The sequence below is a fragment of the Pseudonocardia alaniniphila genome (genome assembly GCF_022524485.1).
Classification (GTDB): Bacteria; Actinomycetota; Actinomycetes; order Mycobacteriales; family Pseudonocardiaceae; genus Pseudonocardia; species Pseudonocardia alaniniphila.
Genome location: NZ_JAKXMK010000028.1, coordinates 144,401 through 158,609, shown reverse-complemented (window position 1 = coordinate 158,609; position 14,209 = coordinate 144,401). Strand labels below are relative to the sequence as shown.

Annotated in this window: 10 protein-coding genes and 1 tRNA gene; 8 read left to right on the top strand and 3 right to left on the bottom strand. The window is 71.6% G+C overall.

Annotated features, from left to right (window positions below):
- Positions 1-596: 596 nt before the first annotated feature.
- Positions 597-3,020, bottom strand: a complete 2,424-nt coding sequence (locus MMF94_RS29550; RefSeq protein WP_241040523.1) for a DEAD/DEAH box helicase — start codon at positions 3,018-3,020, stop codon at positions 597-599.
- A gap of 76 nt (positions 3,021-3,096) precedes the next feature.
- On the bottom strand, positions 3,097-4,065 hold the full coding sequence (locus MMF94_RS29545) for a serine hydrolase (RefSeq protein ID WP_241040522.1): 969 nt from the start codon (positions 4,063-4,065) through the stop codon (positions 3,097-3,099).
- Positions 4,066-4,296: 231 nt separating this feature from the next.
- On the opposite strand from MMF94_RS29545, the gene MMF94_RS29540 reads away from it, so the two are divergent.
- The 6 genes from MMF94_RS29540 to topA all read left to right on the top strand — a co-directional run bounded on the left by MMF94_RS29540 (position 4,297) and on the right by topA (position 12,494).
- Positions 4,297-6,609, top strand: coding sequence for a sodium-translocating pyrophosphatase (locus MMF94_RS29540; RefSeq protein WP_241040521.1), 2,313 nt, complete (start codon positions 4,297-4,299; stop codon positions 6,607-6,609).
- Between the two features lie 134 nt (positions 6,610-6,743).
- Positions 6,744-7,298: a hypothetical protein gene (locus MMF94_RS29535; protein ID WP_241040520.1), complete on the top strand. Its 555-nt coding sequence runs from the start codon at positions 6,744-6,746 to the stop codon at positions 7,296-7,298.
- A 73-nt stretch (positions 7,299-7,371) separates the two neighbouring features.
- Positions 7,372-7,965: a hypothetical protein gene (locus tag MMF94_RS29530; protein WP_241040519.1), complete on the top strand. Its 594-nt coding sequence runs from the start codon at positions 7,372-7,374 to the stop codon at positions 7,963-7,965.
- Between the two features lie 118 nt (positions 7,966-8,083).
- On the top strand, positions 8,084-8,689 hold the full coding sequence (locus MMF94_RS29525) for a hypothetical protein (protein ID WP_241040518.1): 606 nt from the start codon (positions 8,084-8,086) through the stop codon (positions 8,687-8,689).
- A 140-nt stretch (positions 8,690-8,829) separates the two neighbouring features.
- Positions 8,830-9,423, top strand: a complete 594-nt coding sequence (locus MMF94_RS29520; RefSeq protein WP_241040517.1) for a hypothetical protein — start codon at positions 8,830-8,832, stop codon at positions 9,421-9,423.
- 239 nt (positions 9,424-9,662) lie between these two features.
- Positions 9,663-12,494 carry a type I DNA topoisomerase gene (gene topA, locus MMF94_RS29515; RefSeq protein ID WP_379660242.1) on the top strand — a complete coding sequence of 944 codons (2,832 nt, stop codon included), beginning with the start codon at positions 9,663-9,665 and terminating at the stop codon, positions 12,492-12,494.
- Between the two features lie 17 nt (positions 12,495-12,511).
- Here the strand turns inward: topA and MMF94_RS29510 are convergent, their stop codons facing one another.
- Positions 12,512-12,982 carry a GatB/YqeY domain-containing protein gene (locus tag MMF94_RS29510; RefSeq protein ID WP_241040516.1) on the bottom strand — a complete coding sequence of 157 codons (471 nt, stop codon included), beginning with the start codon at positions 12,980-12,982 and terminating at the stop codon, positions 12,512-12,514.
- A 144-nt stretch (positions 12,983-13,126) separates the two neighbouring features.
- On the opposite strand from MMF94_RS29510, the gene MMF94_RS29505 reads away from it, so the two are divergent.
- On the top strand, positions 13,127-14,068 hold the full coding sequence (locus tag MMF94_RS29505; protein ID WP_241040515.1) for a metallophosphoesterase: 942 nt from the start codon (positions 13,127-13,129) through the stop codon (positions 14,066-14,068).
- A gap of 24 nt (positions 14,069-14,092) precedes the next feature.
- Positions 14,093-14,169 (top strand) — tRNA-Pro (locus MMF94_RS29500).
- Positions 14,170-14,209 lie beyond the last annotated feature (40 nt).

The following is a 14,209-nucleotide window of genomic DNA, read 5'->3' as shown; positions in this document are numbered from 1 at the left end:
CCCGGGCGGGGCCGATGGAACCCGAGCCGCCGGCAGCTCCATCGCCCGCTGACCAGGGCACGACCCACCATCTCGGCGCCCGCGCCAGGCGCAAGCCCGGCCCTGCCGTCCCCGTCCGCCGCGCTCTCCGCACTGGTAGTGCCGGGGACGGACCATCTCGCGCCCCACGCGTCGACTCCGGCAAATGCGGATCCTGTTCTGCGAGCGTTCAGCGCACCGTTCATCCAGCCCTTTCCGATCTCTCCTCCACCATCCGGAAATCTGCGCGGCGAACGGTAGGCCTTCTTCGACGGGTGGGCAGGCCGCTGTCGATCAACCCGATTCGTCCGGCTTGGCCAGCCGTCCGACGACTCGGCGCACTACCGCAACGCTCGTCGTGGCTGCCGAACCGATGGGCGACGGCCACTGGCGACACACGGGACAGGGCGCGCCTACTTGACGTGGTTCCGAACGGCCCCGGCCACCGGACCACGAGCTCGCTCCCCAGGCTGCGGTGGGGCCGGCGCGTCCCCCCCGACGCCCACCCCGATACCGGTTCCACCGCGCTCCGGCCGTCGTCGGCCGGCCCGGCCCCCGATGTGGCCGGCCGACGACGGCTACTTGGAAACCTGCTCCGTGTGCAGCGGGAGCGACGCGGTTTCCGCTGGTCCCGGCGCCGACAGTGTGTCCAGCACCACGCTCAGCACGATCACAGCGCCCGCCTTGTCGAGCGGCACGTTTCCGTTGCCGCACTTCGGCGACTGCACGCAGGACGGGCAGCCCGTGCGGCACTCGCAGCCGCCGATGGCGTCTCGCGTGGCCGTCAGCCATGCGGCCAGCACGGCGTGCCCTCGCTCGGCGAACCCCGCGCCGCCCGGATGCCCGTCGTGCACGAACACCGTGGGGCGACCGGTCTGCGGATGCAGGGCCGTGGACATCCCGCCGATGTCCCACCGGTCGCAGATCGCGAACAGTGGGAGCAGGCCGATCGCCGCGTGCTCCGCAGCGTGCAGCGCCCCCGGGATCCGCACGGGCGGCACCCCTGCAGCGATCAGTGCGCCTTCGTCGATGTCGTACCAGACCCCACGCGTCCGCAGGGTCTGCTCGGGGAGGTCGAGGGGCGTGGTCTCCAGCACGGTGCCGTCGGGGGCACGCCGTTGATATGCCACCACCTGCGACGTCACCGTCACCTCACCGAACGACACGCGCACGTCGCCGAGGTCGCGGTGCGCGAGTACCCGCGCCACCTCCACGTCGGCCGTGGATCGGGCGTCGGTGCGCCAGTCCGGGTCGGCGGGGCACACGAGCGCGACACCGGCCTCGAGGTCGAGCTCCTCGACCAGGTAGCTCTCCCCGCGGTGCAGGTACACCGCGCCGGGATGCGCGGTGGCCGGGGCCGAGGGGCCGTCCACCGTGCCGAGCATCCGGCCGGTCTCGGCCTCCACCATCGCCACCTGGCCCAGGCCGGAGCCCCGGATGTCCACCGACGCCGCGGGGCGCTCCCGCGTCGACGGCCAGAACCAGCCGGTGGGCCTGCGCCGCAGCACGCCATCGGCCACCAGCTCGTCCAGCACGTCCGCCGCCGCGGCGCCCCCGAACACCTCCGACACGTCGTGCTCCGTCACGGGGAGCTCGGCCGCGGCGCACACGAGCTGCGGGCCGAGAACGTAGGGGTTGAGCGGGTCCAGCACACAGCCCTCCACCGGGGCTCCGAGCAGCGCCTCCGGGTGGTGGACCAGGTAGGTGTCCATGGGGTCGTCGCGGGCCACGAGCACCACCAGCGCTTCGTCGCGGGCCCGTCCCGCGCGACCGGACTGCTGCCAGAACGACGCCCTCGTGCCCGGGAAGCCCGCCACCACCACCGCGTCGAGGCCTGCGATGTCGACGCCCAGCTCGAGCGCGTTCGTGGTGGCCACCCCGAGCAGCTCGCCACGCACCAGCGCCGCCTCGAGCGCCCGGCGCTCCTCGGGGAGGTAGCCACCGCGGTAGGCGGCCACGCGCTCAGCCAGCGCGGGGTCGACCTCGGCGAGCAGCCGTTGCGCACCCAGCGCGGTCACCTCCGCCCCACGGCGGGAGCGCACAAAGGCGAGGGTGCGTGCGCCCTCCACCACCAGGTCGGCGAGCATCCGCGAGGCCTCGGCGCCCGCCGCCCGCCGCACCGGGGCGCCGTTCTCCCCCGTCAGCTCGGGCAGCAGCGGCGGTTCCCACAGCGCGACGGTGCGCCCCGCTCCCGGCGAGCCGTCGTCGGTCACGGCCACGACGTCACGACCGGTGAGCCGGGACGCGAAGGCAGCGGGCTCCGCCACGGTGGCGGAGGCCAGCACGAGCGTGGGGCGCGAGCCGTAGCGGGCGCAGACGCGCAAGAGACGGCGCAGGAGCAGCGCGACGTGCGAGCCGAAGACGCCGCGGTAGGTGTGGCACTCGTCCACCACCACGAACTGCAGCCTGCGCAGGAAGGCCGTCCAGCGTCCGTGTTGCGGCAGGAGCGATCGGTGCAGCATGTCCGGGTTGCTGAAGAGCCACCGGCCGTGGCGGCGCGCCCAGTCGCGTGCATCGATCGGGGTGTCGCCGTCCAGCGGTGCCGGCCGCACGTCCGGCAGGCCGAGAGCGTCGAGTGCCCGGAGTTGGTCGGCCGCGAGTGCCTTCGTCGGCGACAGATAGAGCGCGGTGGCGCGGGGGTCCGCGGCGAACCGGGCGAGCACGGGCAGTTGGTAGACGAGCGACTTGCCCGACGCCGTGCCTGTGGCCACCACGACGTCCTGACCGGTGTGGGCCAGCGTTGCCCCCTCGGCCTGGTGGCTCCACGGTGCCTGCACACCGGAGCGGCCGAACGCCTCCAAAACCTCCTGCGGCACCCAACCCGGCCACTCGACGGGCCGGCCGGGCCGTGGGGGCATGCGCACGGAGTGGCGCAGCGGGCCGGCCGCGTCCTCGGCGTCGTGCGCTTCCGGCCCGTCGGTCGGCCGCCACAGTGGCTCGGCCCCGGCCCCGGCCAGCACTCGGCGCAGCAGGATCTCGCCGCGCCCGGGCTGCGCGCTCACCTCCGGCCCCGCGGCACCCCCGGCTCGTCCGTTCCCGCCACCCACGGTGTTCGAGGTTGGCACATCGGTCCGACGGTCAGGCCGTCGCCTGCACCGCCGCGGTGGCGATTCGCGTCATCTCCTGGCGTGCGGCCTCCCAGCCCGGTGCGCGGGGCACCCTGGCCAGCAGGGCCATCAGGAAGCGGCGATCGCCGCCGACCGCGCCCGTGCTGTGGATGTAGTACTTCCCCGAGAAGCAGCACATCCAGCCCTGTTTGGCCACCGCTCCCGGGGCGTCCGGCCCGTCCACCGCCGGGGCGAGCAGCCCGAACGCCTGGTTGAACCCGTCGGCCGCCCGCGCCGGAGCGGCCTCCATGGCGGAGGCGAGCAGATCGCGGTCGGCGGCGGGCATGTCCTCGAGCAAGTACCGCCAGGTCCGCACGGTGTCCTCGGCCGACATCGACACCTCGCCCCACTGGGATGGATCTCGCGGCCCTGTGGTGCCGGTGAGCCCCACCCGGCTGCTGACCCTCCCGATGCCGCCGACACCGTCGAAGCGGCTCCAGAGCGCGTTCATGGCGTTGTCGTCGCTGGGCCCCAGTGCCCGGTTCAGCAGGGTGATGTCGGCGTCGGCGACGGCCAGGCCGTCGAGCCGCCTGCGGTCGAGGATATCCACGGCGACGAGCACCTTGGACAGCGATGCGGTGTAGTACGGCTCCCCGCCCCGCGCACCGAGCGCGAGCTCGCCGGTCTCGCGATCCAGCACGGCGACGGCGAGTTCCGTGGCGCCCGCTGCTGCCCCCTGCGCAGCGTCGACGGCGGCTTGGGCGAGTCCGGTGCGGGGGGCGGGCGCAACCGGTGCGGCCAGCGCCTCGACGCCCGGTATGGCAGCGCTGAGCTGACCGGAGGGCCTCGCAGACGGGTCGCTGAAGGCCATTCCACCGCCGGGCTTGGCCTCCGCGTGGCCGAGCCCACTGGCCGCGACGACGGGCACGGCGACGAGCAGAGCGAGGGTGCAGGTGATGACCAGGAACTGTGTCCGGTGTGAGGGAGCGCTGACCGTCACGTGAACTTCACGATCGACACCATCGGCAAGTTCGGATCCCAACCGTAATCAACCGACTCGTGATCAGATCGTTAAGCTTAGCGCCCCCCTGCCCCTCACTCGCGGGTGCCCTACGTACCACCCATAGACTGCAGACGCCTGCACCGCGCCCACCTGCGGCGACGGGTTTCGAGACGCCAGGGGTGCCGTCTGGAGTTCCCTGGCCCGGTATTCACTGAACCAGGAGGACGGATGTCCACGTCCACCCTCGCCCAGGGCCTCGAGCTCGGAGCGAATGATCGCATCCTCGTCGGTGTGGTCGCGGTGGTCGCCCTTGCTGCCCTGGCCATCGGCTTCGTCTTGCGCCGGGAGGTACTCGCCGCGGGCGAGGGCACCTCCAAGATGCAGGAGATCGGCCGAGCGGTCCAGGAAGGCGCCACGGCGTACCTCAACCGCCAGTTCCGCACGCTCGGCATATTCGTCGTGATCGTGTTCGTCCTGCTCTTCGCTCTCCCGGCGGACGACCTCGGCGAGCGCATCGGGCGATCGATCTTCTTCATCGTCGGCGCTGTGTTCTCTGCCACAATCGGCAACCTGGGCATGCGGCTCGCGACCTTCGCCAACATCCGCGTCGCCGCCGCGTCGCGCGAGGAGGGCGGCCGGGAGAAGGCCACCCGTATCGCGTTCCGCACCGGTGGCGTGGTCGGCATGTTCACCGTCGGCCTCGGTCTGTTCGGGGCGGCCGTGGTCGTGCTGGTCTACGCCGGCCAGGCACCGAAGGTGCTGGAGGGCTTCGGCTTCGGCGCCGCGCTGCTCGCCATGTTCATGCGTGTCGGCGGCGGCATCTTCACCAAGGCCGCGGATGTGGGCGCCGACCTGGTCGGCAAGGTCGAGCAGGGCATTCCCGAGGACGACCCTCGCAACGCCGCGACGATCGCCGACAACGTCGGCGACAACGTCGGTGACTGTGCCGGCATGGCCGCCGATCTGTTCGAGTCCTACGCCGTGACGCTGGTGGCCGCGCTGATCCTCGGCACCGCCGCCTTCGGCCTGCAAGGCCTGCTCTTCCCGCTGATCGTGCCGGCCATCGGTGTGATCACCGCCGTCGTGGGTGTCTACATCACCCGCACCCGCGAGGGCGAGAGCAGCCTGACCACCATCAACCGCAGCTTCTACATCTCCGCGGTCATCTCCGCGGTGCTGTGCGTGATCGCCGCCTACGTCTACCTCCCGGGCAGCTTCGAGGGACTGACGAACCCGACCGACACCACGGTCGTTGCCGCCATGGCAGGCAGCGACCCGCGGCTGATCGCCTCGATCGCCGTCATCATCGGCATCGTGCTGGCGGGCGTGATCCTCTGGCTCACCGGTTACTTCACCGGCACCGAGGACAAGCCGGTCAAGACCGTCGGCGAGTCCTCGCTCACCGGTCCCGCCACCGTCATCCTCGCCGGCATCTCGATCGGCTTCGAGTCGGCGGTCTACACCGCGCTGGTCATCTGCGCGGCGGTGTTCGGTGCGTTCACGCTGGCCACCGGTTCGATCACCGTTGCGCTGTTCGCGGTCGCCCTCGCGGGCACCGGCCTGCTCACCACGGTCGGCGTCATCGTCGCGATGGACACGTTCGGGCCCGTCTCGGACAACGCGCAGGGCATCGCGGAGATGTCGGGCGATGTCGAGGGGGCCGGGGTCGGCATCCTCACCGAGCTCGACGCGGTCGGCAACACGACGAAGGCCATCACCAAGGGCATCGCGATCGCCACGGCCGTGCTCGCGGCCACGGCGCTCTTCGGCTCCTACCGCGATGCCATCGGCCAGGCTCTGGCCGACGCGGGCGGCACCCTGCAGGATGCCGGCACCGCGTTCGCCTTCGAGGTCTTCGCCCCGAACACCCTCGTCGGCGTGATCATCGGTGCGTCGGTGGTGTTCATGTTCTCCGGGCTCGCGATCAACGCGGTCACCCGGGCGGCGGGCGCCATCGTCTTCGAGGTGCGTCGCCAGTTCCGGGACAACCCCGGGATCATGGAAGGCACTGTCCGCCCGGAGTACGGCCGCGTCGTGGACATCTGCACGCGCGACTCACTGCGTGAGCTGGCCACCCCCGGCCTGCTGGCGATCTTCGCCCCGATCGCCGTCGGCTTCGGCCTCGGCGTCGGCCCGCTGGCCGGTTACCTGGCCGGCGCCATCGCTGCCGGCACACTGATGGCGGTCTTCCTCGCCAACTCCGGTGGCGCGTGGGACAACGCGAAGAAGCTGGTGGAAGACGGAAACCACGGCGGCAAGGGATCGTCCGCCCATGAGGCCACCATCATCGGTGACACGGTCGGCGACCCGTTCAAGGACACCGCGGGTCCGTCGATCAACCCGTTGATCAAGGTGATGAACCTGGTCTCGGTGCTGATCGCCCCGGCGGTCGTGACGTTCTCCGTCGGCCCGTCGGCTTCGGCCCCGCTGCGCATCGCCATCGCGCTCGTGGCGGTCGCGATCATCGTCGCCGCGATCGTCGTCTCCAAGCGGCGTTCCACCTCGATCGCCGACACCCCGGCAGCCAGCTCGGTCGGCTGACCGCTCGTCCCTGTCCGGAGGCCGTTCACCCGTTCGGGTGGGCGGCCTCCGGCCGTTCTGAGGCCTACCAGTACCTTCCCCCGCGAATCGACGCGCGCCGCGCGTCATGATGCGCACCGCTGCGGGAGGACCGCATGAGTACTCGCAGGCTCACCTACACACTCGCCTCGGCGTTCGTTCTCCTCGTCGTGACAGGGTGCGGCACCGGGGGTGACAGCGACGCCGAGGCGGTGGCCTGGACGAACCAGGTTTGCGGTGCGCTGTCCGGCTTCGCCCGGGCGGCCACGACGCAGCCGCAAGTGAACGGGGCCGACCCCGTCGCGACCGTTCGCGGGCTCGGCGACTACTTCACTGCCACGGGCACCGCCGTGCAGGGCTCCATCACCGCACTCGACGCGATCGGCCCATCGCCGGTTGCAGGCGGTGACGAGTACGTCGCCCGGCTCAAGGGAGCCCTGACCCAGATCCGCACCGGCTTCGACGCGGCGCGCGGACAACTCACCACCGTCGACACGTCCAGCGTCCAGACCATGTCCGTTGCCCTTCCGACGGCGCTCGCGCCGCTGCAGGAGCTGCGGAACATGGCCGACCCCACCGCCGGACTGCAGGCCAACGACGAGCTCAAGGCCGCCGCCGACAAGGCCGCGAACTGCCAGCAGGTCCGCTCGACGACGTCACCTGCTCGCTGACCGGCCTGTCGCGGTGCACCGCCCGCCAACGCGGCACACTGACCGCCCACATCACCTTCGATCCAGGAGCAGCATGTCAACCACACCGCGTCCGGTACTGCTGCTTCCGGCGCTCGCCGCGCTAGTGGTGGGCATCGCGGGCTGCACGTCTGCCGTCTCGGGCACGGCTGCCCCGGCCGGACAGTCCCCTGCCACCGCTGCGGGAGATCCCGTGCAGTGGGTGGACGGCGTCTGCGGGGCGCTCCTGCCGTTCGTCAAGACGGCAGGCACACCACCGCAGCTCAACACCGCGTCCGACCCCACAGCGCTCGCGAAGGGCATCAGCGACTACCTCGGGCAGGGCGCGACCGCGGCCGACTCGGCGATCAACGGAATTGCGGCCGTAGGCCCCTCCCCGGTGGCGGGCGGGGACGACGTGATCACCCGGCTGACCCAGACCCTGACCACGTTCCGGACCTCCTTCCAGAACGCCAAGACCCAGGTGGACGCGGTCGACACCACCAACCCGCAGTCGCTGCGCACCGAGCTGCCGAAGGCCGTCGCGCCGCTGGAGCAGCTGGCGAACATGCCGGACCCCACGGTCGATCTGCAGACCAGCCCCGAGCTGGAGCGGGCGAGCTCGCAGGCGCCGAACTGCCAGCAGGTCGAACGCCAGACCGGAGGCTGACGCAGCGGACCGACGCCGGCCCGGGGCGGGGCGCTGCGGGTCGGCCGGACCTCCATGATCAGCGCCGGAGGGCCCCGGGCACACTGACGCCGACCTTCCACCGATCCGGAGCCGGCGTATGACTCGCTCGACCCGCCCCGCCCTGACGGCTGTCGCCGTGCTCGTCGCCGCCGGCGTCCTCGCCGGTTGCACGACCACGGTCGCCGGCAACCCCGGCGCCGACCCTGCCCCGACCCCGACCGAAGGCCCCGGGAGCGATCCAGTGGCCTGGGCCGACCGCCTCTGCGGGGCCGTCATGAGCTTCGCGGTGCCGGCCACGACGCCGCCCGCCATCCCGGCGGGGGCCGACCTGCCCACCGTCAAGGGCGCCGTCAGCGACTACCTCGGCACGGTCCTCAACGGAGTGCAGCAGGGCCGCTCGCAGCTCGGTTCGATCGGCCGCTCACCGGTGCAGGGTGGCAACGACGCCGTGGGCCGGGCCCAGAGCGCGCTGGAGTTCCTCGAGCAGGACTTCACCGGAGCCAAGACCGCGGTGGACGCTGCCGACGCGAACAACCCCGAGTCCGTCATGGCCGCGCTCAACCAGGCCCAGTCGACCTTCGACGCGATCACTCCCCCGAACCCGCTGGCCGACCTGAGCGCCACGCCCCGATTGCAGAAGGCCGCCGAACGGGCGACGCAGTGCCAGCAGCTCTCCGCGTTGTCGGCCACCGCCCCGCGCTGACCAGCACGGTCGTCGACGATCCGACCGGCGCCCGGAAGGGCCATCAGGCGCTTGCCGCCTTCTTCCTCTGACGCCCGAGAGCGTCGATCTTTCGGCGCGCCCTGGCCACAACGCTCGAACGCGTGTTCTACTGTGCGCTCGTGTCGCAGCTGTCGCTGTTCTCCGCCGATGCCCGCCCTCCGCGGGTGAGCGATCTGGCCGGGCTGCTGTGCGGGCCGGGACAGATCGTCAGGTTCGGAGCGGGCGATCAGGCCCGGCTCTCGATCGTGCTGCCCGATCCCGCCAGAGCACCAGCGCTCGCGGCAGCGTGCGCCGCCACCGGCATCCGGATGGAGGCGGTACGGACGGAGAGCGGGGCCACCGCGTTACGCTCGGCGTTCCGCTGCGATCTGGTGGGTTTGGCACGGGCGTGGACACACGGGGCGGTCAAAACGGTCCCGGCGGGATGGCAATTGGACGGGGCGGCGTTACGACTGTGGGCTCTGGCCGCAGGCCAGCCCGACGAGCGGGGCGGTTACCTGCTCGGGCTCGACCCGCACGCCCCTGAAACCCACTTACCTCTGGTGGCCGCGGCCACCAGAGCCGGAATATCACCCGCGAGGGTGGGTAGCGGACAGGCGCTGCGGATCAGCGGCACCCGACGGGTCCAACGGCTCGTCGAGCTCGTCGGCCCGGTTCCGGCCAGGGCCGACACCGCTGACTGGCCCCGATGCTGGGGCAGGGCTGCGTCTTGACGAGCTGGTTACGCTCGCGCGGCGCAGGCCGACACGGTGTCGCAGGCGCTCCGCCGGGCGACGCTCGGTGTGATGAGGGCGACACGCTAGGTGGGCGGGTGAAGTCTAGGTTCCGGTACTGCCGGAACGGAGGACCCGCATACTCGGTGTCCGGGCACGTCCGCGCATCCGGCGCGGAAACCCAGCAGGACGGCTGGTGCGCGGCGCCGAAACGGCCGTAGACGATGGAGTAGGACCAGGTGGCAACCGGAACGACGAGTGCGAAGCCCGCGACCCCGAGGGGCACGGGCAGCCGGAAGGCTGCCGCGAAGGCCGCCCCGGGTCGGCCCAACGGCACAGCTGCGGTCAGCGCCAACGGGCGACCGCCACGCCGGCTCGTCATCGTCGAGTCCGGGACGAAAGCGAAGAAGATCCAGCAGTACCTCGGTAACGACTACATCGTCGAGGCTTCCGTCGGGCACATCCGCGACCTTCCGCGCGGCGCCTCCGACGTCCCCGCCAAGTACAAGGGCGAGGCATGGGCGCGGCTCGGGGTGGACGTCGACAACCAGTTCACGCCGCTCTACATCATCACGCCCGAGAAGAAGAGCAAGGTCGCCGAGCTCAAGGACGCTCTGAAGTCGGTCGACGAGGTCCTGCTCGCAACGGACCCCGACCGCGAGGGCGAGGCCATCGCCTGGCACCTGCTCGACACGCTCAAGCCGCGGATCCCGGTTCGCCGGATGGTGTTCCACGAGATCAGCGAGCCTGCCATCCGCGCCGCGATCGATAATCTGCGCGATCTCGACCACGACCTCGTCGACGCGCAGGAGACCCGCCGCATCCTCGACCGCCTCTACGGCTACGAGGTCTCCCCCGTGCTGTGGAAGAAGGTCATGCCGAAGCTCTCGGCAGGCCGGGTGCAGTCGGTGGCCACGCGGATCATCGTGCAGCGCGAGCGCGAGCGCATGGCGTTCGTGTCGGCGTCGTACTGGGACATCGCCGCGCAGCTCGACGCCGGTGTCGAGGCGAGCCCCCGTCAGTTCCCCGCGCGCCTGGTCTCGATCGACGGCACCCGGGTGGCCACCGGGCGCGACTTCGGCCCCGACGGCCGTCTCAAGAGCGCGGACAGCGCCAGGGAGACCGCCCGCGTCCTCGACGAGGAGAGCGCCCGCAGGCTGGCCGAGGCGCTTCAGGGCCGTGGTCTCACCGTCGAGTCCGTCGAGTCGAAGCCCTACACCCGCAAGCCGTACCCCCCGTTCATGACATCCACGCTGCAGCAGGAGGCCGGCCGGAAGCTGCGCTTCTCCGCCGACCGCACGATGCGCAGCGCGCAGCGGCTCTACGAGAACGGCTACATCACCTATCTGCGTACCGACTCGATCACGCTGTCGGAGTCGGCGATCCAGGCCGCCCGCACTCAGGCCCGCGACCTGTACGGCGACGCCTACGTCCCGGCCCAGCCGCGGCAGTACACGCGCAAGGTGAAGAACGCTCAGGAGGCCCACGAGGCGATCCGGCCCGCCGGCGACACCTTCCGCACGCCGGGCGAGATCGCCCGTGAGGTCGACGGCGACGACTTCCGGCTCTACGAGCTGATCTGGCAGCGCACGGTCGCCTCGCAGATGGCCGATGCCCGCGGCACCACCGTGAGCGTGCGTATCGGCGGCAGCGCGGCCACTGGCGAGGCGGTCACGTTCGCCGCGTCCGGGCGCACGATCACCTTTCCCGGTTTCCTCAAGGCCTACGTCGAGACCGTCGACGACCAGGCCGGTGGCATGGCCGACGACGCCGAGTCGCGGCTGCCGGAGCTCACGCAGGGCCAGGCGCTGACCGCCGCGGAGCTGACGCCCGAAGGGCACTCGACCAACCCGCCGTCGCGCTTCACCGAGCCGAGTCTGATCAAGACGCTCGAGGACCTCGGGATCGGCCGCCCGTCCACCTACGCGTCGATCATCAAGACGATCCAGGACCGCGGGTACGTCTGGAAGAAGGGCCAGGCGCTCGTCCCGTCGTGGATCGCGTTCGCGGTGGTCGGGTTGCTCGAGCACCACTTCGGGCGGCTGGTCGACTACGACTTCACCGCCGCGATGGAGGACGAGCTCGACTCGATCGCCGCCGGGTTGCAGGGTCGCACCGACTGGCTCTCGGGCTTCTACTTCGGCGCCGACCAGGGCAGCACGGGATCGGTGGCACGAGCAGGCGGGCTGAAGAAGCTCGTCGGGATCAACCTCGAGGAGATCGACGCCCGGGAGATCAACTCCGTCCCGGTGTTCGACGACGTCGTGGTGCGCGTCGGCCGCTACGGCCCGTACCTCGAGCGCATGCGCGACGGGCAGTCCCAGCGGGCCAACCTGCCCGACGACCTCCCGCCCGACGAGCTCACCCCCGAGGTCGCCGAGCAGCTGTTCTCGGTGCCGCAGGAGGGCCGCTCCCTGGGCGTCGACCCGACCACGGGCCACGAGATCGTCGCGAAAGAGGGCCGCTACGGGCCCTACGTCACGGAGATCCTTCCCGAGCCCGTGGCTCCGGAGGCCACCGCCAACGGCTCCAAGAAGAAGGCGCCGGCCAAGCCCAAGCCGCGCACCGGATCACTCTTCAAGGACATGTCGACCGAGACCGTCACGCTGGAGGACGCGCTGCGCCTGCTCTCGCTGCCGCGGCTGGTCGGCACCGACCCCGAGAGCGGCGCCGAGATCACCGCGCAGAACGGGCGCTACGGGCCGTACCTGAAGCGGGGCACCGACTCGCGGTCGCTGGCCACCGAGGAGCAGCTGTTCACCGTCACGCTCGACGAGGCGCTGGAGATCTACAAGCAGCCCAAGCAGCGCGGCCGCCGCACCGCCGCGGCCACTCCGCCGCTGCGTGAGCTGGGCGCGGACAAGTCCACCGGCAAGCCGATGGTGATCAAGGACGGGCGGTTCGGCCCGTACGTCACCGATGGCGAGACCAACGCCTCGCTGCGCAAGGGCGACAGCGTGGAGGAGATCAGCGACGAGCGCGCCTCGGAGCTGCTGGCCGAACGCCGGGCGCGCGGGCCGGCACCGAAGAAGCGCACCACGACCACCCGGAAGAAGGCTCCCGCCAAGTAGGCCGGGAGCACGACTTCTCAGGGAACGAGCAGGGCCTTCACCGCGGCGGCCACCCGGCCACCCTCGGCACGGCCGGCGGCGGCCGCGGTGGCCTTCTTCATGACCTGCCCCATCTGCCGCGGTCCGGGCTGCTCGCCGAGCTCGGCGGCGGTCTCCTCCACGGCTGTGCGCGCGATCGCGGCGAGCTCGTCGTCGGACAGCTGGGCCGGGAGGTAGCGGGCCAGCACCTCGCCCTCAGCGCGTTCCTGAGCGGCCAGCTCGTCGCGGCCGGCGGCGGCGAAGGCCTCCGCCGACTCGGCGCGCTTCTTGGCTTCCTTCGTGATCACCTTGATGATCTCGGCGTCGTCCAGCTCGCGGGCCTGCGTGCCGGCGACCTCCGCGTTGCCGATCGCCGTCAGCGTCATCCGCAGGGTGGCCTTCACCAGCTCGTCGCGAGCCTTCATGGCGGCGGTCAGGTCCGTCCGCAGCTGCTCCTTCAAGGTGCTCACGGCGCTGCACGCTAATGCATGTCCGCCTGGGTGTCCGCGTAGATACCCGGCCTCGGGTCGCCGCGATCGGGGTGCGGAGTCAAGAGTTCGTCACCGAAATACAGGGGATCGCGTTGGAACCAGCATTCGCCGTACCCTGGCCGGGTGAACAGCTGGGCTCGGATCGCTCTCGGCGCCACCACCACGGGAGCGGCGACGCTCGCGTACGCGGCGGGGATCGAGCGCCGGAGATGGACGCTTCGCGAGGCCACGCTGCCGGTTCTGGCGGAGGGTGCGCGCCCGATTCGTGTCCTGCACGTGTCCGATCTGCACCTCACCCCGCGGCAGCACAGCAAGCAGCGCTGGGTGGCCGAGCTCGTCGCGCTGGAGCCCGACCTCGTCGTGAACACGGGCGACAATCTGGCCCACCCTCGCGCCGTGCCCGCCGTCGTCGCCGCCCTCGGGCCGCTGATGCAGTACCCGGGCGTGTTCGTCTTCGGCAGCAACGACTACTTCGGGCCCACCCCGAAGAACCCGGCCCGCTACCTGGTGAAGAGCAAGCGACGCCATCACGGCGCCCCGCTGCCGTGGCGCGACCTGCGGGCCGCGATGGTCGAGCGAGGCTGGGCCGACGCCACCCACGCACAGGTGAGCCTCACCGCCGGGGACGCCACGATCGCCGCCGCCGGTGTCGACGACCCCCACCTCGGGCTGGACCGCTACGACCGCATCGCCGGCCGCCCCGCTCGCCAGGCGGACCTGCGGCTGGGACTCACCCACTCCCCGGAGCCGCGCGTCCTCGACCGGTTCGCAGGCGACGGCTACGACCTCGTGCTCGCCGGCCACACCCACGGCGGGCAGCTGCGCGTCCCGGGCGTCGGCGCGCTCGTCACCAACTGCGGGATCGACCGTTCCCGCGCCCGCGGCGTCTCCCGGTGGGGCGCCCACACATGGCTGCACGTCTCCGCAGGTCTGGGCACCTCACCGTTCGCGCCCGTGCGGTTCGCCTGCCCGCCCGAGGCCAGCCTGCTGACGCTCGTGCCCCGCCCGTCGGTGGTCGCGTCGGCGCAGGCAACCCGCGCGTCGGCGCCCGCAGACGTCGGCTAGAGTTGGTCACGGCCCACGGGCCACCGGGGTGTGGCGCAGCTTGGTAGCGCGCTTCGTTCGGGACGAAGAGGTCGCAGGTTCAAATCCTGTCACCCCGACCACCAAACGGCCTGGTCAGATGCTCTTTCGAGAGCTTCCGGC

Coding starts and splice junctions, on each gene's coding strand:
- MMF94_RS29540 (WP_241040521.1), top strand. CDS start 4,297: ATGTCCACGTCCACCCTCGCCCAGGGCCTCGAGCTCGGAGCGAATGAT.
- MMF94_RS29530 (WP_241040519.1), top strand. CDS start 7,372: ATGTCAACCACACCGCGTCCGGTACTGCTGCTTCCGGCGCTCGCCGCG.
- MMF94_RS29525 (WP_241040518.1), top strand. CDS start 8,084: ATGACTCGCTCGACCCGCCCCGCCCTGACGGCTGTCGCCGTGCTCGTC.
- MMF94_RS29535 (WP_241040520.1), top strand. CDS start 6,744: ATGAGTACTCGCAGGCTCACCTACACACTCGCCTCGGCGTTCGTTCTC.